At 36.3% G+C, this 24,351-nt stretch carries 25 protein-coding genes and 1 pseudogene; 10 read left to right on the top strand and 16 right to left on the bottom strand.

Annotated features, from left to right (window positions below):
• Window positions 1-331 precede the first annotated feature (331 nt).
• From JVV30_RS06870 to JVV30_RS06900, 7 genes are all read right to left on the bottom strand, one after another.
• Complete coding sequence (locus JVV30_RS06870) at window positions 332-520, bottom strand: helix-turn-helix transcriptional regulator (RefSeq protein WP_204193854.1); 189 nt, start codon at window positions 518-520, stop codon at window positions 332-334.
• 71 nt (window positions 521-591) lie between these two features.
• Window positions 592-882, bottom strand: coding sequence for a hypothetical protein (locus JVV30_RS06875; protein WP_239469332.1), 291 nt, complete (start codon window positions 880-882; stop codon window positions 592-594).
• A 166-nt stretch (window positions 883-1,048) separates the two neighbouring features.
• The gene (gene lplA, locus JVV30_RS06880) at window positions 1,049-2,071 is read right to left on the bottom strand and encodes a lipoate--protein ligase (RefSeq protein WP_053030080.1); all 1,023 of its coding nucleotides are present in this window, start codon (window positions 2,069-2,071) and stop codon (window positions 1,049-1,051) included.
• 11 nt (window positions 2,072-2,082) lie between these two features.
• Window positions 2,083-2,997, bottom strand: a complete 915-nt coding sequence (locus JVV30_RS06885; RefSeq protein ID WP_239469333.1) for an SIR2 family NAD-dependent protein deacylase — start codon at window positions 2,995-2,997, stop codon at window positions 2,083-2,085.
• Window positions 2,981-3,733 carry a protein-ADP-ribose hydrolase gene (locus JVV30_RS06890; RefSeq protein WP_204193892.1) on the bottom strand — a complete coding sequence of 251 codons (753 nt, stop codon included), beginning with the start codon at window positions 3,731-3,733 and terminating at the stop codon, window positions 2,981-2,983. Before JVV30_RS06890 ends, JVV30_RS06885 begins: the two co-directional genes overlap by 17 nt.
• A gap of 44 nt (window positions 3,734-3,777) precedes the next feature.
• On the bottom strand, window positions 3,778-4,119 hold the full coding sequence (locus JVV30_RS06895; protein ID WP_053030078.1) for a glycine cleavage system H family protein: 342 nt from the start codon (window positions 4,117-4,119) through the stop codon (window positions 3,778-3,780).
• A gap of 21 nt (window positions 4,120-4,140) precedes the next feature.
• A complete protein-coding gene (locus JVV30_RS06900) occupies window positions 4,141-5,142 on the bottom strand; it encodes an MsnO8 family LLM class oxidoreductase (protein ID WP_204193855.1) in 1,002 nt (333 codons plus the stop codon).
• A gap of 239 nt (window positions 5,143-5,381) precedes the next feature.
• On the opposite strand from JVV30_RS06900, the gene JVV30_RS06905 reads away from it, so the two are divergent.
• The 3 genes from JVV30_RS06905 to JVV30_RS06915 all read left to right on the top strand — a co-directional run bounded on the left by JVV30_RS06905 (window position 5,382) and on the right by JVV30_RS06915 (window position 8,039).
• Complete coding sequence (locus tag JVV30_RS06905) at window positions 5,382-6,575, top strand: NADH-dependent flavin oxidoreductase (RefSeq protein ID WP_204193856.1); 1,194 nt, start codon at window positions 5,382-5,384, stop codon at window positions 6,573-6,575.
• Window positions 6,576-6,808: 233 nt separating this feature from the next.
• A complete protein-coding gene (bioB, locus tag JVV30_RS06910) occupies window positions 6,809-7,774 on the top strand; it encodes a biotin synthase BioB (protein ID WP_204193857.1) in 966 nt (321 codons plus the stop codon).
• A gap of 64 nt (window positions 7,775-7,838) precedes the next feature.
• Complete coding sequence (locus JVV30_RS06915) at window positions 7,839-8,039, top strand: hypothetical protein (RefSeq protein WP_204193859.1); 201 nt, start codon at window positions 7,839-7,841, stop codon at window positions 8,037-8,039.
• Between the two features lie 74 nt (window positions 8,040-8,113).
• On the opposite strand, the gene JVV30_RS06920 is transcribed toward JVV30_RS06915, so the two are convergent.
• From JVV30_RS06920 to JVV30_RS06935, 4 genes are all read right to left on the bottom strand, one after another.
• Window positions 8,114-8,644 carry a tubby C-terminal domain-like protein gene (locus JVV30_RS06920; RefSeq protein ID WP_204193861.1) on the bottom strand — a complete coding sequence of 177 codons (531 nt, stop codon included), beginning with the start codon at window positions 8,642-8,644 and terminating at the stop codon, window positions 8,114-8,116.
• A 135-nt stretch (window positions 8,645-8,779) separates the two neighbouring features.
• Window positions 8,780-9,304, bottom strand: coding sequence for a hypothetical protein (locus JVV30_RS13270; RefSeq protein WP_239469334.1), 525 nt, complete (start codon window positions 9,302-9,304; stop codon window positions 8,780-8,782).
• Between the two features lie 25 nt (window positions 9,305-9,329).
• Window positions 9,330-9,497, bottom strand: coding sequence for a hypothetical protein (locus JVV30_RS06930; protein ID WP_174841330.1), 168 nt, complete (start codon window positions 9,495-9,497; stop codon window positions 9,330-9,332).
• A gap of 194 nt (window positions 9,498-9,691) precedes the next feature.
• Window positions 9,692-11,110, bottom strand: coding sequence for an anion permease (locus JVV30_RS06935; RefSeq protein WP_204193898.1), 1,419 nt, complete (start codon window positions 11,108-11,110; stop codon window positions 9,692-9,694).
• A 191-nt stretch (window positions 11,111-11,301) separates the two neighbouring features.
• On the opposite strand from JVV30_RS06935, the pseudogene JVV30_RS06940 reads away from it, so the two are divergent.
• A pseudogene (locus JVV30_RS06940) lies at window positions 11,302-12,501 on the top strand (DUF819 family protein).
• A 58-nt stretch (window positions 12,502-12,559) separates the two neighbouring features.
• Here JVV30_RS06940 and JVV30_RS06945 read toward each other — a convergent pair.
• Window positions 12,560-13,345, bottom strand: a complete 786-nt coding sequence (locus tag JVV30_RS06945; protein ID WP_204193863.1) for a putative hydro-lyase — start codon at window positions 13,343-13,345, stop codon at window positions 12,560-12,562.
• A gap of 273 nt (window positions 13,346-13,618) precedes the next feature.
• Complete coding sequence (locus JVV30_RS06950; protein WP_204193865.1) at window positions 13,619-15,241, bottom strand: BCCT family transporter; 1,623 nt, start codon at window positions 15,239-15,241, stop codon at window positions 13,619-13,621.
• Between the two features lie 218 nt (window positions 15,242-15,459).
• On the opposite strand from JVV30_RS06950, the gene nagA reads away from it, so the two are divergent.
• Window positions 15,460-16,617, top strand: a complete 1,158-nt coding sequence (nagA, locus tag JVV30_RS06955; protein WP_053030068.1) for an N-acetylglucosamine-6-phosphate deacetylase — start codon at window positions 15,460-15,462, stop codon at window positions 16,615-16,617.
• Between the two features lie 116 nt (window positions 16,618-16,733).
• Window positions 16,734-16,982, top strand: a complete 249-nt coding sequence (locus JVV30_RS06960; RefSeq protein ID WP_053030067.1) for a hypothetical protein — start codon at window positions 16,734-16,736, stop codon at window positions 16,980-16,982.
• A 70-nt stretch (window positions 16,983-17,052) separates the two neighbouring features.
• Here the strand turns inward: JVV30_RS06960 and nagB are convergent, their stop codons facing one another.
• Together nagB and JVV30_RS06970 are read right to left on the bottom strand one after the other, a co-directional pair.
• Window positions 17,053-17,781 carry a glucosamine-6-phosphate deaminase gene (gene nagB / locus JVV30_RS06965; protein WP_053030066.1) on the bottom strand — a complete coding sequence of 243 codons (729 nt, stop codon included), beginning with the start codon at window positions 17,779-17,781 and terminating at the stop codon, window positions 17,053-17,055.
• Window positions 17,782-17,805: 24 nt separating this feature from the next.
• Complete coding sequence (locus JVV30_RS06970; protein ID WP_204193867.1) at window positions 17,806-18,477, bottom strand: N-acetylmannosamine-6-phosphate 2-epimerase; 672 nt, start codon at window positions 18,475-18,477, stop codon at window positions 17,806-17,808.
• Window positions 18,478-18,648: 171 nt separating this feature from the next.
• Here JVV30_RS06970 and JVV30_RS06975 point away from each other — a divergent pair, with 171 nt between their 5' ends.
• Window positions 18,649-19,455 (top strand): MurR/RpiR family transcriptional regulator, encoded by an 807-nt coding sequence (locus JVV30_RS06975; protein ID WP_053030064.1) that lies wholly within the window; start codon window positions 18,649-18,651, stop codon window positions 19,453-19,455.
• Between the two features lie 62 nt (window positions 19,456-19,517).
• On the opposite strand, the gene JVV30_RS06980 is transcribed toward JVV30_RS06975, so the two are convergent.
• Window positions 19,518-20,384, bottom strand: coding sequence for an ROK family protein (locus JVV30_RS06980; protein WP_204193869.1), 867 nt, complete (start codon window positions 20,382-20,384; stop codon window positions 19,518-19,520).
• 242 nt (window positions 20,385-20,626) lie between these two features.
• On the opposite strand from JVV30_RS06980, the gene JVV30_RS06985 reads away from it, so the two are divergent.
• From JVV30_RS06985 to JVV30_RS06995, 3 genes are all read left to right on the top strand, one after another.
• Window positions 20,627-21,508 (top strand): N-acetylneuraminate lyase, encoded by an 882-nt coding sequence (locus JVV30_RS06985; RefSeq protein WP_053030062.1) that lies wholly within the window; start codon window positions 20,627-20,629, stop codon window positions 21,506-21,508.
• A gap of 51 nt (window positions 21,509-21,559) precedes the next feature.
• The gene (locus JVV30_RS06990) at window positions 21,560-23,092 is read left to right on the top strand and encodes a sodium:solute symporter family protein (protein ID WP_204193871.1); all 1,533 of its coding nucleotides are present in this window, start codon (window positions 21,560-21,562) and stop codon (window positions 23,090-23,092) included.
• Window positions 23,093-23,194: 102 nt separating this feature from the next.
• Window positions 23,195-24,010, top strand: a complete 816-nt coding sequence (locus JVV30_RS06995) for a CPBP family intramembrane glutamic endopeptidase (RefSeq protein ID WP_204193873.1) — start codon at window positions 23,195-23,197, stop codon at window positions 24,008-24,010.
• Window positions 24,011-24,351: the final 341 nt, after the last annotated feature.

Below are 24,351 nucleotides of genomic sequence, written 5' to 3' on the forward strand. Positions count from 1 at the left end.
TGAGGTTTACCAAATGTGTTACAGTTATTAGTAACATTCAGAAATGCAAAAATGTGACTTTTAGTAATGGTTGAACTATTTAAATTTCTGACATGCTAATCTTTAATTCGCGTCTTAAATTTTAAATACGTGGCAATGCCCCAGTATATAACTAAACCGATGAGCAAAATTAACCAGACTACATTAAATTCTCCTTCATTAAACTTAATATAGAAATTATAAATAGCTAATACGATAAAAAAGTAAACGGTGGTCCATTTACTCGCTATACTAAAGTGTTATTGTTCCATTTCATCTTGTCTTTTAAACATTATTATCACCCTTTTCATTTTTAAGGATTAAATAAGTCGTCCACAGTTGTATTGAATTGCTTTGCTAATTTAAATGCAAGTTGTAAGGTTGGATCATATTTATTGTTTTCGATTGCATTAACTGTCTGACGGGAAACATTTACATTTTTGCTTAGTGTGTCTTGAGACATACCAATTTGTTTCCGATATTCTTTAATTTTATTTTTCATTATTAATCAGTCCTATGGCGTATACTTCTTTTTCACTATAAAGTAATTTATTACTAATAGTAAAGCTACTATTAATATATAGGCCAATTCTGGAATTGATTAAATGGATAAACTGTATGACGTCCTTGGTAAAAGGCAAATATCTTTAAAATCATACCGATGAAAAAGGTATAAACTAAGCCTACAAATGTTTTAGAAAATATTTCTAAAAACATTGTACGTTGTCTCTCATCGTAACCAGTTGTATCAATGCCTTTAGTATCAATTGTTTCGCTAGGAAGAAATTTGTTTGTTATGATACTCCAAATTATTCCGAAAATTAGAACACTAATGAATAGTAAAATATAAATAATTGATCTCACCTCAAAATGTCAAAAGTATTTTACATTTATAGATTATCATATTTGTTGTTAATGTCAAATGCTTTTGACATTTGAACTTTAAAAAAAGCCTAGGATTAAGTTTTAAAGCTTAATCCTAGGCTTTATGTAAGCTATATTGCTATTAAAGATACTGTGTGCGCTGTAATTAACTCAATATAAATGCCACAAATTCTTCTACGCTAAGATTGCCAAAGTAGAAGGTTAAATCAATGTCATTCAAACGTTCAATTAAATCTGCTTTGACCATGCGTGTCCCAATTAAATGTGCTTCAACATCGTGAATGTTGCCTTGACCAAAGAAATCGCCATAAATACGACAAGCTGCAATACGGTTATGTTCAATTGATAGGGAAATATCAATTGTGCCGCAACTAAAGCGCTCATTTCGGTTGTATTCATATCGTGGTGAACGGCCATAGTTCCATTCCCAATTATCATACTTTTCAGCGACTAATTGATCGATGCCAGCCCAATCTTCATCAGTTAATTCATAGCGTTTAGCATCTTTAATGTCATCAATGCCCATGATTTGCGTAATCATAAGATCTTTAAATTCGTGAATCGTGATGTCTTGATATTTAGGATCTAATGCATCACGAATTTGACCGACACGGGCACGTACGGATTTAATACCTTTAGATTCAATCTTCTTACGGTTTGGTTTCAACACGTTGACCATGGCGTCATAATCAACATCTAATAATAATGAATAACCACCATAAATACGATCATTTAATAATGTCATCGCAGCGCCTGAAATTTTCTTGTCATTTAAAGCAAGGTCATTTCGACCACTTTGAATGACGTCAGTGGCACCTAAATTGTGTAGTGCTTGAATGGCCGGACGGTAGAAGCGTTGGAAATCTCCGTATATGGATGTATCTTGTTCTAAAATACAACATACGTTGACGGCACCATCATCCACGTAAACTGCGCCACCGCCTGTATCACGGCGGACCACTTTAATATGATGCGCATCGACATAATCTTGATTAATCTCTACTGCAGTATTCTGGAAGCGACCGATTTCTACTTTCGGTTGGCAATAATATGGAAGTAATATATCTTCATCTAAAAAGATGTGGTTATTAACATATACTTGCATCGCCAAGTTAACGGCGCCATCATCGATATATTTACCATTACGAATAGGTTCTATTAAATACATGTTCTCGTCTCCTAAGTTGTTAATTGTCTTTGTGCATGAATGAGTAACGACGCAATATCTTCAGTAAGATGAATCGTTCTATCTTGGATTGATTTAGGGATGCGATACGCTTTCTTGTTTAATGTCATAAACACAGCATTTGGGTTTTGGCGTGTCATACGTTGGAACGGATGTTTCACAAATTGTGGTGTCGTATAACCAATACCGATTTCAAGATATAACACTTTGCCATCTTTATGCGTGTCTAGAAAATGGTTGTAGCGATCTAGTTGTGCATGGAAGTCCGCATCTTCAACCATCCCAACTTGTGCTTTACGTTTATTAATTTCCATAGGTGCATCACATTTTGGGCAATGTGGAATCAGCTCATATGGAATTTTCATGTCTTCTTGTTGGGCTACCATTTCGCGAATTGCATCATCGTCACGATACGTTTGTGCATGACAGTGTTGGCTACATTGCCAGAGAATGTATTCTCCTTGAATATGGAACACTTTGTCTAAATCATAATCTGCGACGAGAAAGGCATTATCTGCATTTGTCGTAATGATATGATAATCCTTTTGCTGAAGCATCTGTTTAAGTGCCACGTAAGAAGGACCTACGGGTTGATCTAAGTAGTTTAATTTCACGAAACGACTTTCAAATGCCCAATACTCCTGCCAACTTTCAAATGGATGCAGACTCGCTTGTAGCATATCGAAGAAGTTATATTTCTCGATAAAATCAGGGAAATTCTGCGTAAAGCGTTCACCAATATAAGTGAAGCCGTCTGATGCAGACATCCCCGCACCTATACCTACAACAATGGCATCTGCTTCATCAATCGCTTGTGCTAAAATATCGGTTTGATTAGCGTCTGCTTGTTGCGCCTTATCAAGTGCAATCCAGTTCTGTTTCTGTGTCGTGTTATCTGTTGTCGTCATTGAAAGCCTCCTTATAAAGTGCTAAATCTTTATCTGTAAATACATTAAAGAGTACTTTCATCTTTGAGCCAGTTTCATGCAAATAGTCGCGTGTGGTTTGAATTGCTATGCGACTCGCTTCATCTTGAGGGAATCCAAAGACACCTGTTGAAATACAACAGAATGCTAAGTGTCTTAACCCCTTTTCATCGGCAAGTGCCAGACAACTTCGATAACAACGTGCGAGCAAATCTTTATTCATCTGTGACACAGGTTGTTTATGAATTTGAGGCCCGACTGTATGAATAACATATGTCGCTGGTAGGTTATAAGCAGAGGTAATCTTTGCTTTCCCCACACCTTCTTTACGGCCTTGTTGCGCAATAATATTAGCGCAATCAAGACGTAATTGTACACCAGCTTTAGTGTGAATGATATTATCGATGCAATCATGATTCGCTTGCATACATCCTAAAAATCGGCTGTTCGCTGCGTTGACGATACCGTCAATAGCAAGTGTTGTGATGTCGCCTTGCCATACATATAGTGACGCATCTGAAATAGGTGTTAAATCATTGATATGTGTGATGTCTTGTTGGTTGTTCAATGTAGATAAAAAGGCATCTTGTATCTCTAAGTACTCAGAACTTACAGGCTCAGGTGGACGAACATTGGCCAAACCTCGATACAATTCCCACTGTTCTGTGTCAGTCTCAGGGAAGTCTAAAGGTTTGTCACCATATTGTTCTTTCCACATGGCTTCAATTAGATAAGCTAAACGTTCTTGTTGATTCACTGCATTTAGTCCTCATCTGGATCTGGTAATGCGTCGTATGCTGCTTCATCTACATTTTCTAATTTAACTAACCAATTTTCTTCTGGTTTTTCTGAATTTAAAATAGCTGGTTCATCTTCTGCTTTCGTATTACGTTCAACGATTTTACCTGCAAGTGGAGATTGCACATCTAATACAGTTTTAGATGCTTCGATGCTGACGATTTCATCATTAACATTAACATCGTCTGCGCCCATAAATTCGACATAACCTACAGTACCTACATCATCTTGTAATTCAGGTGTCATACGATAAATATATTGGTTACCTACTTTTTCTACATATAAATAATTAGCTAATTTAGCCATTACATATCATCCTTTCTTTATTTATAAATACGCTTGTGCTATGCGTTCGATTGTACGACATCGTTGGTCGATGCCTGGTAATAGTGGTACAACTAAGACTTCATCCGCCTTAAATTCTTGGATCATTGTATCCAAGCGGGGTTTCACTTGTGCTATTGTTCCGGCTAGAATTCGTGAACGGTGTTGAGCGATAACGCGTTTATCACGGTCACTTAATTTATATTGTCTAGCTGTTTCAATAGAAGGGAAGCGATCAAACTCAGCAAATTGTTGTTTGCCTAATAACCACACGTCAAGTGCATGTAATAAGTCTTGTGCCTCTTCTTCAGTATCCGTAACGATGACAAATGTGGTTAACATGACTGTGGGTGACATGTTTAACGCAGTCGTTTGAAAATGTTCGCGATACGTTTCGACAGACGCTTTAGCTGCATCAATCTTATCCTGGTTTGGTAATAAGAATGTCCCTAATGTGTAGCCCATGCCCTGTGTAGCAGCTAATTTAGCTGAACGTTGACTTGCGCTTAAGAGCCACATATCAGGATGACGAGATAGCTGAGGCTGACTAATGACCTGTCCTACGCGTTGGGCTTCTGGTGCTTGCGTCAAGTAATGGCGAATATCTTCAATACTTTGTGCATAATCAAGATAATCACGTTTGTCCTCGTCCATTGCGCGTTTAACCACCGCTGTACCTGGATTATTGCCGATACCCAAGTCAACCCGACCAGGGTGGAGTGCCTCTAACATTTTGAAATTTTCGGCCACTTTAAACGGGCTATAGTGCGGTAACATGACCCCGCCAGACCCCAATTTAATGCGTTTCGTTTCCCCTAACAAATGCATCATTAAGAGTTCAGGACTACCACTCGCAAACGCTGGTACATCATGATGTTCCGTTAACCAGAAACGTTTATAACCTAGTTCATCAGCGCGTTTAGCAAGTCTTGTTGTATCTTGTAATGCTTGTGTCGCATCCTTACCTTCATCAATCATGGCATAATCTAATATATTGAAATCCACTTGGTGCTCATCTCCAAAGCTTAATTGTTTAGTCCCTTATTATAATACCCACCACCATTTTAACGTGTTTAAAGAATTTTTGTAGTAATTTAGTTTATACGTCACACAAATGTTCTACTGCTATTTTCTTTTCCCGAAAAGGGGCCAAAAAATCGTTCACAAACAAGTCGATTGTGTATTGTCATAAAGCATGATACTTTGAAAATAATACAAAAATGAACGAAAGAGGATGTCATAAAATGTCGAAGTACGCACCATTGCTAGAACCCATTACATTATCTAATGGCATTACATTAGCCAATCGATTTGTCCTTTCGCCAATGACGACGAACTCATCTACGAAAGAAGGACATATCACAGAAGAAGATTTACGTTATGCGAAACGACGCGCAAGTTCAGCAGGATTGCAAGTAACTGGCGCAGCATATATTGAGCCATATGGACAATTGTTTGAATACGGCTTTAATATCTCTGATGATGCTTGTATTCCTGGACTTAGAAAAGTTGCGCAAGCGATGAAACAAGGTGGCAATAAAGCGATTATTCAACTTGCACATGCTGGAAGATTCTCAAATACTGCAATTATGAATTATGGGGAAGTGTATGGTCCCAGTCCAATGACCTTGCATTCACCAATTAAACACAACGTGTTAGAGATGTCAGTTGATAAAATTCATGAAGTTACACAACAATATGCAGATGCGACATCTCGTGCGATCCAAGCAGGATTTGATGGTGTTGAGATTTCAGTCGCACAACGTTTATTATTACAAACATTCTTCTCAACATTCTCTAATCAGCGTCATGACCAGTATGGTGTTGATTCATTAGAGAATCGAACACGCTTTGGCTTAGAGGTCATGCAAGCAGTACAGAAAGTGATTGATGATGAAGCACCAAGTGATTTCATCTTCGGCTATAGAGCAACACCTGAAGAAACAAGAGGTAGTGACTTAGGCTATACCGTCGATGAATTTAATCAACATATCGATTGGGTTATGGACGTCGCCAATATTCATTACCTGGCTATCGCAAGTTGGGGGCGTAATATTTATCAGAATAAGACACGTACACCTGGCGCACATTATGGACGACGCGTTAATCAAGTCGTATATGAACATTTAAATGGTCGTATACCACTCATTGCAAGCGGCGGTATTAATTCGCCTGAGACGGCACTAGATGCTTTAAGTAACGCTGATATGGTTGGCATGTCTTCACCATTTGTCACAGAACCAGATTTCGTGCGCAAATTGGCAGAAGGACGTGAAGACGCCATTGACTTACATATACATCCAGATGAGTTAGATGAACTAGCCATTCCACATGCTGCCTTTAAAGATATTGTACAAATGATGGATTACGGTGAAGGTTTGCAGAAGAAAACACGCGATGAACTGCGTAAATTAGAGAAAAATTATGATGAAGAATAGGGCGCAAGGCAGAAATCTAATGTGTTAAAAGATTTTGTTGCATTGCCCTACAATGATGAATAGAACAAGAATATGTTGATATAGGTTGGGATGTTTTAATACGTTCCAGCCTTTTGTTTTGGTTAATTTCCAGCTAAATATTTAATTTTTCACGTTGTTAATGTAAACTTATCATTATATAAAGTTTACATTTAGAGTTTAGCGGGATTTTTTAAAGTAAGGGGTTTAACAACATGAGATTAAATTTGGCAGAACGTATTTTAAATCAAGATGTTTTAAGTAAGGATGAGGCGTTAGCATTATTTGAAGATCAAACGATTGATACATTTGAATTATTAAATGAAGCATATATCATTCGGAAACACTTTTTCGGGAAAAAAGTGAAACTCAATATGATACTTAATGCGAAAAGTGGAATTTGTTCAGAAGACTGTGGTTATTGCGGTCAATCTGTGAAAATGAAAGACAAACAACGATACGCCTTAGTGGAACCAGAAAAAATTAAAGCAGGTGCACAAGTAGCGACAGATAACCATATTGGTACATACTGTATCGTGATGAGTGGGCGTGGTCCTACAAATAGAGAGGTTGATCATATCTGTGAGACGGTTCATGATATTAAAGCGTTGCATCCACAACTTAAAATTTGTGCCTGCTTAGGACTAACAAATGAAGCGCAAGCGGAGAAGTTAAAAGAAGCGGGCGTGGATCGCTATAATCATAATTTAAATACAAGTGAACGTTATCATAGCGAGGTTGTAACGACACATACATATGAAGATCGTGTACGTACGGTTGAAATCATGAAAGCGAATCACATCTCGCCGTGTTCAGGTGTGATTTGTGGCATGGGTGAGACGAACGAGGATATTATCGATATGGCATTTGCGTTGAGAGAAATTGATGCTGATAGTATTCCAATTAATTTTCTACACCCAATTAAAGGAACAAAATTCGGCGGACTCGATTTATTATCGCCAATGAAATGTTTAAGAATTATCGCGATGTTTCGGCTTATTAATCCCTCTAAAGAAATTCGTATTGCCGGTGGTCGAGAAGTGAATTTACGATCACTCCAAGCCATCGCATTAAAAGCAGCCAATTCCATCTTTGTAGGTGATTATTTGATTACAGGCGGACAACCAAACGAACTCGACTATCAAATGATTGAAGATTTAGGATTTGAGATTGATGGGTAGTTTAGAATACGTTTGAAATTTGCTACGATAGAAGAGAAGAACATTTAGAAAAGGATGAAATAACATGTCATCTAAACAATCATCATTTGGAGATAAACGTTGGCATAACATTTTACTTATTGTAGTAGGCATATTGGCATTCTGTATATTCCATTTTCTAATGGGTGTTAATGTGGCATATGCATTAATGTTTTTATATGCACCACTTACTATAGGCATAGTTAATTTAGGCAAGCTTAGAGAAAAAGAAAATAATAATGACTGAATCATAGACATAAACCACACGTTTTGAATTTTAAGGTAAAAACGTGTGGTTTTTAACATTAAAACATAAAATCATTAATATTCAAAAATAGTATTGAAGATACCTAAAAATAATAATTGATGTTGCGCCATAGTGGGATCTAATAACTCAAAATATACTTGCTTATTTGGTTCTCTTATTAACTTCCAACTTGCTATTGTACTACCAGTATCTTCGTTTACAATTGTACTCCATTCAAAGAAATCATAACGTAACGTATAACATTCATCATTAAAATAAAAATAAGGACAATCTGTTTTCTCGGGAAATAATTTTTGGTGGATGGTTATATCATGCGTTACTTGCGGTTCCGTTTCAAAATAATTAACGATATAATTTTTAGTGATAAATGGAAATTTGCGACGCCCTTTGAATACTAAGCGTTGTTTATTGTCAAAAATACACCATCTTGCTTTGAAAAAAAGACGCATATCCTCAATAAATAGATATTCATAGCCATATACTTCAAAACGTTTAATGCTTCCTAACTGTTTGTTAGGATCGTCTACATCAACAATGTTTTTTAATTTTGGTGATAAGACATGCCCAATTTTATGTGTATACATACTGCTCACCTACTTTTAAAGAATTACAAGAAGCATCATTTATTTTAAACATAAACAAGTTGTATATTTCATGCAAGAGGAGAAAGAAAAAGATATAGCTTATTGGTGGAGATCATATGAAATGAATTTTTTCGATTACTCAAATTTATAGAAGGCCGAAACAAGTTTACCTTTATCAGTAACTTTATATTGAAATATTTTAAAGCGACAATCTTCACAATAAAATTTATCTAGTTTGAAATGATCGTACCAGTCAACGCAAACATGTTTCAATGCAGTTTTTTTATAAATATCATAAGCTATTGAGAATGCATATTTTAAAATTGTTTTCCCTGAAACTAAACCTTTATATTGGTCGTTTCTAGCGAGTTTCGTAATTAATAAAGATGGAAATTCATTGTTTTTCATAGCATCAGAAGAAATTTTCTTTTTAATATTTTTACTTACATTAATTTCAAATTTTATGATGACTATTTTTAAACAAAAATATCCGATGAGTTCTGAAGTATCGGAATCAATTATTAAATACGTGCGGATTGAATTTTGTTTATTTAAAGAAAGAGCTTTGTCTTGCAAGTAAGATGCAATAGAAGGGTTTGAAGAAGTTTTAAATTTACTTATATTTCGTCGGATAAGTTTGAGAAGAAATTCATCTTCCATCTCATAGTTAGTAAGTTCAAAGATATTACAAAGTTGATGGTTTATCTTTTTCATTTTCTACTAGTTTTTTAAATGGATTTGGTTGTGGTGTATCTTCTTCAAGTCGGTTATGAAAAGGCTTAAACTTTGCAGTTGCAAATATGATAGCTTCTTCTTCAGTTAAAGTATATGAACTTCTTTCTTCAGGAATCATAGTATCATCTCCTTTTATTATAATATAATATTTTTATAAATTATAATACGCATTGAAATATTTGGCAACAGAAAAGATATGTAAGTAAAAGTCTTTATTTGTTCAATAGTATTGACTAAGGAAGAGATAAATATAAAGGAATAAAGAACAAAAAAGGAGGGAAACAGAATGCACTGTTTCTCTCCTTAATACAGTTACATCAATCCTATCAATTTCATCCATAGTGAACCTAAACCGAGCCAGATGACAAAGTACACAACGCCTAATGCTAGGTTCATCAACCACCAACGTTTCTGAGTGACGTAACCAGAGGCATAAAGGATAGGTGCTGGACCGCTACTGTAGTGTGTTGTAGAGGCCATTAAATTTCCAAAGAAGCCAAGCATTAATGCACTGAATAATGGTGGTGCACCTGCGGCAACGGCTACGCCAAGCAATGCAGCGTACATCGCACTGACGTGAGCGGTTGAACTGGCAAATAGGTAATGTGAATAGAAGTAAAAGATAATGAGTATTACAAGAACGACTGGCCAACTGAGTCCACCTAAGCTTGTTGCGATGGTATGACTTAACCATGGAATAAAGCCTAATTGATTGAGTTGATCTGCCATCATAACTAGCACTGAGAACCAAACTAATGTATTCCAAGCACCCGTTTCATTTAAGATATCTTTCCAATCTAATACACCTGTGATAAGCAATAAAGATAATGCAATAAATGCAGTTAATGTTGCGTCTACACCAATAAAGCTACCTACTACCCAAAGTAGTAAGGCGATAATAAATACACCAATCATGAATTTTTCAGCTTTATCAATTGACCCCATATCAGCTAATTCATTTTCAGCCCAATGTTTCGCATCCGGTGTCTCTTTCACTGTTGGTGGATATAGTTTATAAATAATGTAAGGTATGACAATCAGTGACACAATTCCAGGTACAACTCCTGCTAAGAACCAGTTCATCCAAGTTACGTGAACATGTGCAGTTTTCTCTGCTAAATTTTGAGCGAGTGGGTTACCGGCCATTGCTGTTAAGAACATGGCTGCAGTAATAAGGTTGCCGTGAAATTCGGTAAAGATTAAAAATGAGCCCACCTTACGTTCGGTGCCTTGTTTCGGGTCAGAACCAAATGATTTTGATAGTGACTGAATGATTGGGAACATAATACCACCAGCACGGGCAGTATTACTAGGTGTTGCTGGCGCTAATATTAAATCTACACCGACCAGTGAGTATGCCAGACCAAGTGTCTTTTTACCAAATAGTCTGACAAACTGAAGTGCGATACGTCGACCTAGTCCAGTCTTAACAAACCCTCTAGAGATAAAGAATGCCATTGCAATCAACCAAATACTAGGATTACCGAAACCTTGAACAGCAGTCTTTGTATCGATAACGCCAACTAACACGGTTAGCGTGAACCCTATGATCGATACGGCACCAATCGGCATAGGTTGTGTGATACAACCGATGATGGTACCTACAAATATAGCAAACATTAACCATGCATCCAGACTGAGTGATTCGGGTCTGAAGGGGGCAAGCACAGCGATAAGTATGCCGATGACAAGGGGTAATATAAATTTCTTATATTTAACAGAGTGATTCATCTCGAAACCTTCTTTCCAACTTTCGAACATTTTCATACATAGAATAGACTTATTTTTAAGTAATGTACAGAGTGTTTTTGTATTTAATTGATAATAATTATCAATTAAATATTAAGTTAAAAAAACGTATAGGCTATCGAATTTTAGATGTGTATGGGATAAAATGTTATTCAAAGAAAGGGGATGACATCATGTTAACTATAGGGACGTTGATCGCGAAAGATGATACATGGATATTGTGGGCAATTATTATTGTTTGGGCGACAGTCAGTATTGTCTTAGAACAAAAATATCAATGGGCGAGCACGATTTCAGGAGCCATTATAGCCTTGGTAGGTGCGATGGTATTATCTAATTTTAAAGTGATTCCAACTGAATCACTGGTGTATGATACGGTGTGGGATTATGCCGTACCTATTTCAATTCCTTTATTATTGTTCAGTTCGAACATTTTAAAGATTTGGAAAGAAAGTCGTCGATTATTATATATTTTCTTAATTGCGTCTGTTGGGACATTAATGGGAACCACAGTAGGATTTATTGTACTGCATCAATGGATTCCATACTTAGCTAAGATTGGCGCGATGATGACAGGTAGCTATATCGGTGGTGGTGTAAACTTTGCGGCTTTAAGTACCAAATTTAAAACACCGAGTGATATGATTTCATCTACAGTTGTAGCGGATAATAGTGTGATGGCGCTGTACTTTATGTTATTAATTGCCATACCGTCATTGCCTATTATAAAGAAATGGTTCAAGACGGATTACCAAACGGCGTCAACACCAGAAACGCAACAATCTTATTGGAAACCGAAGCAAATTCAACTGTTAGATATTGCACTTTCGATAGCGATTGCTGTGGCATTAGTGGCAATCAGTTTTAAATTATCTGAGGTCATTCAACATGTGATACCGCAGTCTAATGTCATACTAACGATACTAGTTTCTTTCTTTGGCGATCAGTATTTGTTATTGACGACACTGACGTTATTAGCGGTGGCTATTTGGGGAGATTTCTTTGATAAATTAGCCGGTTCTTCAGAAATTGGGACGTTCATTATTTATATATTCTTTGTCGTTATCGGAACGCCGGCTTCATTTATGACGATTATATAGACGGCGCCATTGTTATTTGTCTTTGTGATGATTATTTTAATTTTCAATTTAGGTTTAAGTTTAATTGTAGGGAAATTATTTAATTTCAAGATTGAAGAAATATTGTTAGCGAGTAATGCGACAGCAGGTGGTCCAACGACGGCAGCAGCATTAGCAATTAGTAAAGGATGGCAAGGGCTTGTTGGTCCAATATTAATTATAGGCACATTAGGTTATGTCATTGGGAACTATGCCGGGACACTTATGTATCAACTGTTAATACACATTGGATAAGCATACATAAAAGGAGATATCTCAGCAAAACGTTTAGCTGAATATCTCCTTTTTAAATTTAATCATTTAATTCGCTATCTTTAATATCTGTAATAAACATGTGTCCGGGTGAGTGTGTAATCATTAACTCTGGTTTGGCATCAAGCGCAACGGACTGTGGTGTCACGCCACACCCCCAGAAGACAGGGACTTCATTTGGTTTGATCGTGACAGCCTCTCCATAATCAGGCTTATTAATATCCGTGATACCCAGTTCTTCTGGTGTGCCAATATGGATTGGCGTGCCATGGACATTCTTAAAATGTGAAGTAATTTCTGTTGCCTTAATCGCTTGAGTCATAGTCATCGGACGCATACTAACTGTAATGTTACCTTTAAAATAGCCACTTGATTCGGCAGGGATGTTAGTACGATACATTGGGACGTTATGACCTTCTTCAATGTGTCGAACAGGTAAGCCAGCTTCCAACATGGCATGTTCGAAGGTGAAACTACACCCAATTAGAAAGCTAACCATATCTTCGGTATAAAGGTCAGTGATATCATCGACTTCTTTAATCAACTGGCCATGTTCATAAATACGATACTTCGGAACTTCAGAGCGTATATCTGCATTACGTCCATAATATGGAAACGAATGTGCACCAACTTCCGAGACATCTAATAGTGGACACGTCTTAGGATTTCGAAAACAAAATTTTAAAAAATCATAAGCGTATTTCGATGGCAATATGACTACATTTGCTTGAATGTAGCCCTCAGCCATACCACTTGTGTGACCGACAAGTTCTCCATCTCGAATTAATTGGCGCAAGACGTCAGGTGATGCTTGTTTGTAATTCATTATAAATCCCCCTTGTTTCCCCTTAATGATAAAAGTCCTTATTACTACAATATTTTAAAATTACACATATGACAAGAGTGGTATATGCGCTATTTATTAAAAAGCTTGTATGCTAAAGTGATCGAACTATTCACAAATAGTGGTAATAAACAATATAAACTTACAATAACCCAATTATCATCTACATGATAAATAACAAAATATAGTATGAATAAAAATATACTTATGATTAGTCCAATTAAAGGCAGTAAATTAAAGTACAGATTCATATTGTTATTCTTCTTCATTGTTCTGTTCCTTATCTTGTTCCTTTTCATTAGACTGATTAAGCTGTTCACGTTGTTCCAATGGGATAGAATAGTCTTTGTCATCATTGATATAAGACATTTGGAAGTGCTTCGTATGTTCTCTGCGGAGTGCGCGCATAATTGAGAGCGTCATTAATAATAGAATGATAGAGAACGGTAATCCTGTTACAACAGAGGCAGTTTGTAAGCTTGTTAACCCACCTGCAATCGTCATTGCTACCGAGATTGCACCAATGAGTAATCCCAAAACCACTTTGTGCTTAACCTTAGGATTCTCACTACCTCCCGTTGCCATGCCAGCAACAATATGTGTCGTTGAGTCGGCGCTTGTCACTATGAGTAAAAATATTAAGACGACGGCAAGAATGCTCGTTATATCAGCCAATGGGAATTTCGATAATAATTCAAATAATGCAACTGTATAATCTTTATCAACTAATTGCGCAATATTATCGCCACCCATAGCAACTTTCACTGCCATACCACCAAAGCCAGCAATCCATACAAATGAAATGAGTGGCGGTACGATTAAGACACACATAATAAACTCACGAATGGTACGTCCACGAGATACACGAGCAACGAAACCACCGATAAATGGTGACCATGAGATGACCCATGCCCAGTAAAAGACGGTCCATTGTTGAATCCATGCATTATTACCAGAATAGGGATTGATACGCAAACTATATTCAACAAAATGTCTGATATAATCGCCAATGGCTAGCGTGTAGGATTCAAAGATGAATTTTAAATCCCCAACAATCAGCATAAATAATAATAAGATTGCACCTAAAATAATATTGATGTTGCTTAGCCATTTCACGCCACGATTTAATCCAGTTACCGCAGAACCTAAGAATATACACACCATGAGTACTGTGATAGCTATTTTTGTAACGTTATTGTTGGGTACATGAAAGACATGGTTAAGACCACCACTAATTTGCATAATTCCAAGACCGATAGAAGTGGCGATACCCATGACTGTAGCTATAATTGCTAAGATATCAATGATATTTCGAAATGGACGTTTATAAGCTTGTCCGAAGACAGGTTCCATTGCTGTAGAAATTAACCCGTCTCGCTTTTTACGAAATTGAAAATACGCCACGATCAGTCCCGCCATGGCGAATATAGACCATTGTGAAATGCCCCAATGGAAGAAAGTATAACCCATAGCTACACGAGCAGATTCTGCCGATGCATTCGGCACGTCTTTTGGAAAAGGTGAATGGAGATAATGTGTGAGTGGTTCAGCAACACCCCAGAATACGATACCAACACCAAGTCCAGCCGAAAATAACATACCTAACCATGATAAGAATGAAAATTCTGGTTCTTCATCATCACGCCCTAATTTGAAGCGGCCATAACGAGAGATTGCTAAAGAGATTAAAAAGATGTCTAAAATGAATATGATAAGTAAAAATAACCAACCAAATGAATTAGAAATAAAGTCATAAATATGTTGTGCATGATTTCCAAAAGCTTTAGGAAAGAAGCCAGCCATTGCAGTTATAAGTATAATGATGGCCACGGATACCGTGTATACTAAATAATTGTTTTTCTGTCGCTTGTCATTCATTGTTCAATTAAGTCATCCTTTATATTTTATTTATTTTGAGTATACCGATAATAGTAAATATTTTCAAAATTCATTTTTTTTGAAATATAACGATTCATATGTCATACTTCGCTGTTTTGAAAACTTTTTCCAAAAGAGAAAATTGGCTAAATACTATCTAATGAAATGCTATAATTGAGATGAAAATTTGAAGAATTCAATAGAAAAGAAGGTATATCATGTCGACAAACTATGTCATTACGAACGGTAAAATTTACACAGAACAACAAGTTATTGAAAATGGATATCTTGTAGTAGAAGATGGCAAAATCAGTGATATTCAGCAAGGAACGTATACTGGCGAATTAGAACAAATAGATGTGAAAGGTCAAAATGTATTGCCTGGGTTCATTGATATTCATATTCATGGCGGCTATGGTGAGGATGCCATGGATGCGTCTTACGATGGATTGAAACATTTGGCGGAACAATTGTTATCAGAGGGCACAACTACATTCTTAGCAACAACGATGACACAATCGGATGCCAACATTGAAAAGGCATTGAAAAATATCGTGGCATATCAAGCAGATCAACAACAAGGAGAAGCAGCGGAAGTAGGCGGCATTCATTTAGAAGGACCATTTATTTCAGAACATAAAGTTGGGGCACAAAATCCTAAATATGTGCAACGTCCATCAGCGTCGAAAATTCAGCATTTTCAAGATGTGGCTAATCATCAAATCAAAATTATTACATTTGCACCAGAAGTTGAAGGTGCCCATGATACGCTTAATCAATTACATGATGATATTATCTTCTCAATGGGGCATACGGTAGCCACATTTGATGAAGCGAATGAAGCGGTGGAACATGGTGCTAAGCACGTCACACATCTATATAATGCAGCTACACCATTTGAACATCGCAATCCTGGTGTCTTTGGTGCAGCGTGGACGAATGATCAATTAAATACTGAAATTATCGTGGATGGTATTCATTCACATCCGGCTGCTGTGCATATTGCATATAAGCAAAAAGGAAATGAACATATGTATCTCATTACTGATGCTATGCGTGCGAAAGGCATGGAAGATGGGGAATATGATTTGGGTGGACAGAATGTTATCGTTAAAGGTAAAGAAGCCCGCCTAGCAAGTGGTGCCTTAGCAGGTAGTATTCTTAAAATGAATGACGGTTTGCATAATTTAATTCATTATACACACGATTCATTAGAAAACTTATGGCGTGTGACAAGCTTGAATCAAGCCATTGCATTGAACATCGATGCGCATAAAGGTAGCTTAGCAATCGGCAAAGATGCGGATATCGTAGTGGTAGATGATACGATTCGTATTGACAAAACAATCAAATCGGGCGTTGTACATCAATATTAAAAAATGTATTCAATTGTGATTATTTCTTTTCCGCGTTTAAAAATATGCACACAAGTGTATATATGTAGTAAATGTTTTGATACGAAACACAGGCGACGGAAAAGAGGTGTCCATACATGAATAATGATTTTAGATTCCCAAATGCTAAACATTTCTTTAGTTGGTTAACATGGCTATCAATTATTGCATTACTTGCAGTAATCGTACTTAATTTTATTGTATATAGCACATTCAAAAGTTTTAATCATTTTACTTTAGCGTTTGAATTCCATCAAACAGAGTTAATATTCTTAATTACTTTCTCAATTATTGCGATTATCAGCATTATTATGTATTTAATTTTAAAATTATTTAAGCACTCATAAAAATAAAGAGACAGAAAGTGGATTGATAGCCAATTCACTTTCTGTCTCTTGTCTTATTTGTGTTAAGCATTTATAACTGTTTGAAAATCGTGTCATCAACAATGATTTCTACATTAGGATGTTGATGTAGGATCGATGCAGGTAATGACTCAGTTGGTTCACTGTTTAATAATTGATGAATCGCATCACGTTTACGTTCACCAAATGCTAAGAGTATGATTCGTTTCGCACGCATGATGGAATTTAATCCCATTGATACAGCTTGTTTAGGTACATCATCAATATGATCAAAATGCACACTGTTGGCATTAATTGTTGATTCGGTTAAATCAACGACACGTGTTTCACTTTCAAAGGATGTGCCTGGCTCATTAAAACCGATATGGCCATTTTCACCAATACCTAATAATTGGATGTCTGGTTGACCTATTTGCTTTAAGCGCGCTTCGTAACGTCGTGCTTCCTCCTCTAAATGATCAACATGCCCTTGAGGGATATGAATGTGATCTTCATTCCAACTATCATTGTGATCAAATAATAATTGATGCATATACGTATGATAACTTTGAGCATGCGAAGGTTCTAAACCTACATATTCATCTAAATTGAACGTTTGAACATTTGCTAAATCAACATGATTGGCTGATAGCAATTCTGAAAAGCGGGGATAGACATCCGTCATCGTGCCACCAGTAGCAAGGCCCAATATCGCATCAGGTTTGTCTTTAGTCAGTTTCAATAGTTCAATGGCAACATAATCACTCGCCAGTTTTTTGTCTACTAAGTTTGTTATTTTCATGATTTATGCCTCCAAATTAAGATGTTATTTCTGTTGGACAGCTTCTATAAAACGTTCAGTGATTTGTTTAGGACGTGTAATTGCACCGCCAACAACCGTGCAATGTACGCCTAAATCGCTTACCTTTTTATACATTTCAGGGGTAATGACATTTCCTTCAGCAATCACTTTGGCATTAACCTTTTGCAATACTTCTTTCAAGAATTCAAAATCATTTTCAAAGAGAATGTGTCCCTTTGTATAAGACGTATACCCACGTAATGTTGTGCCAATGTAATCAAAGTTTAACTGATCTGCATTAATGGCTTCTTCGACAGTTGAAATATCAGCCATAATTTCAACATGGGGTGCTTTCTCTCGAATGTAATGAACTAATGCCTCAAGTGACTCCTTAGGACGCGATTGGGTAGTGGCATCTAAAGCGATTACCTCGCAACCACTTTCGATTAATTCGTCAACCTCTTTAGAAGTTGCGGTAATAAATACATTTGAACCTTCATAATCTCGTTTTACAATTCCGATAACCGGTAGTGATACTTCTTCTCGAATCGCTAAAATATCTTCTTTCGTATTAGCACGAATACCAACCGCACCACCTTGATAAGCGGCAAGCGCCATTTTTGACATGATAAATGATGAGTGCAATGGTTCGTCAGGTAACGCCTGACATGACACGATTAATCCGTTTGGTAACATTTTTAAACACGCTCCGTCTTTTCAAAATTGTAAATAGAAATAGCATTGTAATTGATTCGTTTATTCATTCATATCATAACATTAAGAAAATATTTATCAATTTATAAACCACATTTGAAAAATATTTTCAAATATACTACAGTTTAACTAACTTAATTACGAGGTGATGTAATGAAATTTGAAAATCGTATTCAGCGAAGCCGTCATTTGTTAACGAAAATGGATAAAAAAATCATCGACTACATACAAACACATGAACTTGATGAAAATTTCTCAACTATTAATTCTTTAGCCTATGCCATAGGGACATCACCAGCTACAATCACAAGATTTAGTGGGAAATTGAACTATGCCAACTTTCAAGATATGAAATTTAATTTGCAACATGAAAAATCAGAAAAAGTAGTTGAAAATGCGCCACTTGTTCAACTGATTCATCGTTATCATCAAAATATTATTCAACAAACGGGTGAATTTATTTCCGAGGAAAAGATTAAGCGTTTAGCACATAATTTGAAGACATGTCGCCAAGTCAATTTCGCGGGATTAGGAAGTTCAGGATTAACGGCAAGTGAATTTTATTATCGAACGATGCGCATGGGTATTAAAGGATCTGTGTCGACAGATGCACATCAAATGAAGATTTCTGCATCGCTATTGTCATCGAGAGATATGTTTGTCGCTATTTCAAATAGTGGTGAAACGTTAGAGTTAATTGAAGCTGCGAAGATTGCACAAAAACAAGGTGCCTATGTGGTTGTGATAACTAACTTTGAAGGAAGTACGCTCACTAAGAATGCAGATTTAGTATTAATTACGACTGCGCAATCCAGCAACAATGATTCGAAATTTATTAATTCACAAATCGCGACACATTTTTTATTAGATTTAGTCAGCTATATACTACTTAATGACACACATATGCATCACGTGTATCAACAAACGCGGCATGTTATTTTAGGTGATGAGAAAGAATGAAAAAGGGGGCGTGGGACGACGAATTCAAAAGAATTCTGTCCCGCTCCCCTAACGCTATAGCCTTATAGTTGAGTGATTGCACCAAATAATGCGGCATGGTTTTCTGTTTGAGTGGTTTGTAACTTAGCAATGCCGTAATCAGAAGGTAGATAGTGGTGGATTTTAGGTTCGATGTATTTAAGTAATGTGTTACCTTGAGATGAAATCCCACCACCTATCAGAATGAGGCTTGGATCATACATAATTTGAATTTGTGCGATACCTTCAGCAACATAATGACTCCATTGATCAAGAATGTGAATGGCATCTTGATGATCCTTTTCAGCTAAATCAAATAACTTAGGTACGTCGGTGCCGTGTTCAAACTGATGTACCGTCATTAGGGCTTTAAGTGCAGAAGTTGAGGCACGTTGCTCGAATGTTTTACCATCTTCTTGTCGATACAGTAAATAACCAATCTCATTAGCGCGATGACGTGACCCTTGATATATACCAAGCGTTGAATTATAAAATGCACCCCCAATACCAGTGCCTAAAGTTAAACAAAAAATATTGTCCTCTTCATAATGGTGGAGTTTGAGTTCCCCTAATAATGCAGCATCCACATCATTATAGACAGCGATATCAGACGATAAATCTTTAAAGACCTCGAAGAATTGCGTACCATCGTAATTTGGAATGGTCGGACCGGTATAAATAATCTGACCTAAATCCGAATCAACGACGCCAGCACTTGAAATACCAATAAATGGATTGTTAAGTTGATATTGGCTCATAAACCCTTCTACCAATTCATACGCTTTATCTACTATATGTACATTTATATTGTCTGGCGTTTTAATCTTTTGATAATCAATCATTTCTAAATCATCATTAATGACTGCTACTTTAATATTTGTTCCACCTATATCTACAGCTATTTTATACATTGAGGTACCTCCTTATTCGTCTTTATTATAACGACACTTCAAATCGAAGTAAGCGTCATCCCTTCTTTTGAAAAATATTTTCACTAATTTTAGAATATTTTGTTAAATCTTTTCAAAAGTAGTTGTTTAAGAAAATGATAGCGTTTACAATTCGAAGTGTAAATAGAAATTTATTGTAATTGAATTTATCTCAAAGTTTATAAAAATGAATTTGAATAAAAATTGGTTTGGAGGAACGTGACATGGAAGATAAATTAAAAGGTTTATATGCCGCATTACTTGTACCATTTGATGAACATGGTCAAGTCAAAGAAGAAGGACTCAAACAAATCGCCAAAAATGCGATTGAAACTGAAAAACTTGATGGCTTATATGTGAATGGTAGTTCCGGAGAAAATTTCTTAATTAGTAAAGAACAAAAGAAACAAATCTTTAGAGTTGTGAAAGAAACGGTTGGAGACGATGTGAACTTAATCGCCCAAATTGGCTCATTAGATTTAAATGAAGCGATTGAACTTGGGAAATACGCAACAGAACTTGGTTATGATGCATTATCAGCAGTGACACCATTCTATTATCCATTCTCATTTGAAGAAATTAAGCAATACTATTTCGATATTATCGAAGCAACGCAAAACAATATGATTATTTATGCAATCCCTGATTTAACAGGTGTCAATATTAGTATTGAACAATTTGGCGAGCTATTTAATCATGAAAAAGTTGTAGGCGTGAAATACACTGCACCTAATTTCTTCTTGTTGGAACGAATTCGTAAAGCATTTCCTAATAAACTCATATTATCAGGATTTGATGAAATGTTAGTTCAAGCCACAATTTCAGGTGTCGATGGGGCGATTGGTTCTACATACAATGTGAATGGTCGCCGTGCACGACAAATTTTTGATTTAGCACGTGAAGGTAAAATTGCTGAAGCCTATCAAATACAACACGATTCAAATGACATCATTGAAACAGTATTAGGTATGGGCATTTATCCAACATTAAAAGAAATATTAAAGTCTCGTGGTATCGATGGTGGCTTACCTAAACGTCCATTCAAACCATTTGATGAAACACATCGTGACGCATTAGACACTTTAATTAAGCAATATGATTTATAAGCAAACTGAGACGATTTAACAACAGAATATGAAGCACAAGGGGTGTTGATTATGCATCAAGTAGGTTTTGGGGCATGGAATTGGGTAGCTGTTATTGGTTATCTAGTCATTATGTTATTAATTGGAGCATACTTTACTAAAAGAGCTGGTAAAGATACGGATAGTTTCTTCACGGCAAGTGGTCGCTTACCTTCATGGGCCATCGGTTTCTCGATTTATGCGACAACATTAAGTGCCATTACCTTTATGTCTACACCAGAAAAAGCATTTTTAACGGATTGGGCATACATAGCTGGTAATATTGCGATTGTCGCAATTATTCCAATTTTAATTGCTTTTTATGTACCATTCTTTAAAAAGTTACGTGTTACATCAGCGTACGAATATTTAGAAGCACGATTTGGTCCAAGTATTCGTGTCATTGGATCATTATTATTTGTTATCTTTCATTTGGGACGCATCGCTATCGTAATTTATTTACCGACACTAGCCATTACAGCAGTATCTGATATGAATCCATATATCGTAGCTAGTTTAGTAGGAATTTTATGTATTCTTTATACGTTTTTAGGTGGATTCGAGGGTGTTGTATGGAGTGACTTTATTCAAGGCGTTATCTTACTTGGCGGGGCATTATTGATTATTATCATCGGTGCTTTTGAAATCAAAGGTGGTTTCGGCACTATTGTCAGTGACGCAATCGCCAACAAGAAAATTATTAGTGCAGATAACTGGAAATTGAATTCAGCAGCGGCTGCGATTCCAATCATTTTCCTTGGAAATATCTTTAACAACTTACACCAATATACTGCGAGTCAAGATGTTGTTCAACGTTATCAAGCATCAGATTCAATGGACGAAACGAAGAAATCATTATGGACCAATGGTGTATTAGCGTTAATCTCTGCACCTATCTTCTATGGTATGGGAACAATGATGTATTCATTCTATCAACATGAACAAGTCTTACCTAAAGGATTCAATACATCATCAATCGTGCCGTACTTTATTCTAACTGAAATGCCACCATTAGTAGGTGGGTTATTGATTGCTGCTATATTTGCAGCTGCACAATCAACGATTTCTTCAAGCTTGAACTCAATTTCAGCATGTATTTCGGAAGATATTAAACATCGCTTCTTTGGAAAAGGGGCAGACAAAGCAGAAGTTAACTTCGCACGATTAGTCATTGTTGTGGCAGGCTTATTAAGTTATGGCATTTCAATATACTTAATTGCTGCTGATTCAAATAACTTATGGGATTTATTCTTATTAATCACTGGATTATTTGGTGTCCCACTGGCTGGTATCTTTGCAGTAGGTATCTTTACGAAGCGTGCCAACACATTTGGCGTCTTAGTAGGTTTAGTTACAGGCGTAGTGATCGCATACTTACTCAATGGTGTCGGAGGCGGAAACTCACCATTCTATGTATCAATTATTTCTTTCGTCGTGGCCTTCGTCTTTGGCTACTTAGTAAGTCTGGTTGTACCAGCTAAAAATGCGAAAGATATTACCGGATTAACAATTTTCGATAAAGATAAACCATCAACATATATTTCTAAAGTAGTAGAGAAAAAATAATATTTTGTATGCGAGTTGGACAACAGGTTTGTTCGACTCGTATTTTATGCCATTAACATTGTGCTAATATAAAGATGATTATAAGAAAATAGAGGTATCATCATGAAATTATTAAAGGTTATAGGTATGTTTATTCTAGCACTACTAATCATGAGCATATCGCAAGGCATTGCATCCATCTTTAGTGACTTAATTCCATTTTTAGGTATAGGCGCTATTCTACAAGGGTTATTATACGTTATCTTTGCATTTCTCGTTGTTCGATTATTCATCATGCGTGTGTTTAAAGATAATTTGAAAGCATATCGCATCACTAAACCTAAATTTAATATCATTTATATGGTATTAGGTATAGGCTTACCAGTAGCAGTTTATGCGGTATATTTCATCTTTGTACCAGGTGATTTCATCGTACATCATTTTAGTACTTTGAATGATACATTGCACACGTTTTTCTGGTCTATCTTTGTAACAGCCATTGGTGGCGCAATCGTTGAAGAAATGGTATGCAGAGGTTTCTTGATGGGGTATGTTGAGAAGAAGACGAATATCAACGTTGCCATTATTTCCACGGCAATCTTTTTTGGTGCCATTCATTTGTTAAACGGTGGACTAAATGTAACTAGTTTCTTCTTATTATTAATTAGTGGTTCATTAGTAGGTATTATGTTTGGTTTAGCAACTTATACATTCAATACCATTTGGGCAAGCATTACATTACATTTTTGCTGGAATTTATCCCAAATTGTATTCATCACTGAAAAGGAAAGCCAGTATAGCCTATGGCAATATGTTCTACATACAAATAACATAGCAATCACAGGTAATCAATTTGGTTATGAAGCATCAGTGATATCCATCGCTGGATATATATGCATGATTTTAATTTTACTAACAATTAAACGAAAGCAAACATAATCAAAGAGAGTGGGGCATAAATAATATGATGGTGCTATTTTGCAAATTCGCAGTAGCTGACTGAACTGAAAAGGCGCTTAAATCAAGCTTTTTCAGTTCTAGTCATCCTTGCGGGCGGGGCCCCAACAAAGAGAATTTCACTAAGAAATTCTACAAGCAAAGCAAGTTGGGAGTCGGGGCCCCAGCAAAGAGAATTTCACTAAGAAATTCTACAAGCAAAGCGAGTTGGGAGAGGGACGACGACTTTCAAAAGAATTCTGTCCCACTCCCGCTTCGATATCAGGTCCAGTCAGGCCAATATGAGTCAGGCCTCTCTTGATAGTCATGTGCTAGCCCCCCGT

Source organism: Staphylococcus sp. GDY8P47P, from assembly GCF_016892225.1.
GTDB lineage: Bacteria > Bacillota > Bacilli > Staphylococcales > Staphylococcaceae > Staphylococcus > Staphylococcus borealis.

Bases quoted from the DNA above. Each gene is read 5' to 3' on its own strand.
- nagA (WP_053030068.1), top strand. From the start codon at position 15,460: ATGTCGACAAACTATGTCATTACGAACGGTAAAATTTACACAGAACAA.
- JVV30_RS06950 (WP_204193865.1), bottom strand. From the start codon at position 15,241: ATGAATGACAAGCGACAGAAAAACAATTATTTAGTATACACGGTATCC.
- JVV30_RS13270 (WP_239469334.1), bottom strand. From the start codon at position 9,304: ATGGAAGATGAATTTCTTCTCAAACTTATCCGACGAAATATAAGTAAA.
- JVV30_RS06885 (WP_239469333.1), bottom strand. From the start codon at position 2,997: ATGACGACAACAGATAACACGACACAGAAACAGAACTGGATTGCACTT.
- JVV30_RS06920 (WP_204193861.1), bottom strand. From the start codon at position 8,644: ATGTATACACATAAAATTGGGCATGTCTTATCACCAAAATTAAAAAAC.
- JVV30_RS06930 (WP_174841330.1), bottom strand. From the start codon at position 9,497: ATGATTCCTGAAGAAAGAAGTTCATATACTTTAACTGAAGAAGAAGCT.
- JVV30_RS06995 (WP_204193873.1), top strand. From the start codon at position 23,195: ATGAAATTATTAAAGGTTATAGGTATGTTTATTCTAGCACTACTAATC.
- JVV30_RS06980 (WP_204193869.1), bottom strand. From the start codon at position 20,384: ATGTATAAAATAGCTGTAGATATAGGTGGAACAAATATTAAAGTAGCA.
- JVV30_RS06970 (WP_204193867.1), bottom strand. From the start codon at position 18,477: ATGTTACCAAACGGATTAATCGTGTCATGTCAGGCGTTACCTGACGAA.
- nagB (WP_053030066.1), bottom strand. From the start codon at position 17,781: ATGAAAATAACAAACTTAGTAGACAAAAAACTGGCGAGTGATTATGTT.
- JVV30_RS06870 (WP_204193854.1), bottom strand. From the start codon at position 520: ATGAAAAATAAAATTAAAGAATATCGGAAACAAATTGGTATGTCTCAA.
- JVV30_RS06915 (WP_204193859.1), top strand. From the start codon at position 7,839: ATGTCATCTAAACAATCATCATTTGGAGATAAACGTTGGCATAACATT.
- lplA (WP_053030080.1), bottom strand. From the start codon at position 2,071: ATGTATTTAATAGAACCTATTCGTAATGGTAAATATATCGATGATGGC.
- JVV30_RS06960 (WP_053030067.1), top strand. From the start codon at position 16,734: ATGAATAATGATTTTAGATTCCCAAATGCTAAACATTTCTTTAGTTGG.
- JVV30_RS06905 (WP_204193856.1), top strand. From the start codon at position 5,382: ATGTCGAAGTACGCACCATTGCTAGAACCCATTACATTATCTAATGGC.
- JVV30_RS06895 (WP_053030078.1), bottom strand. From the start codon at position 4,119: ATGGCTAAATTAGCTAATTATTTATATGTAGAAAAAGTAGGTAACCAA.
- JVV30_RS06935 (WP_204193898.1), bottom strand. From the start codon at position 11,110: ATGAATCACTCTGTTAAATATAAGAAATTTATATTACCCCTTGTCATC.
- JVV30_RS06945 (WP_204193863.1), bottom strand. From the start codon at position 13,345: ATGAATTACAAACAAGCATCACCTGACGTCTTGCGCCAATTAATTCGA.
- bioB (WP_204193857.1), top strand. From the start codon at position 6,809: ATGAGATTAAATTTGGCAGAACGTATTTTAAATCAAGATGTTTTAAGT.
- JVV30_RS06990 (WP_204193871.1), top strand. From the start codon at position 21,560: ATGCATCAAGTAGGTTTTGGGGCATGGAATTGGGTAGCTGTTATTGGT.
- JVV30_RS06975 (WP_053030064.1), top strand. From the start codon at position 18,649: ATGAAATTTGAAAATCGTATTCAGCGAAGCCGTCATTTGTTAACGAAA.
- JVV30_RS06985 (WP_053030062.1), top strand. From the start codon at position 20,627: ATGGAAGATAAATTAAAAGGTTTATATGCCGCATTACTTGTACCATTT.
- JVV30_RS06890 (WP_204193892.1), bottom strand. From the start codon at position 3,733: ATGTGGAAAGAACAATATGGTGACAAACCTTTAGACTTCCCTGAGACT.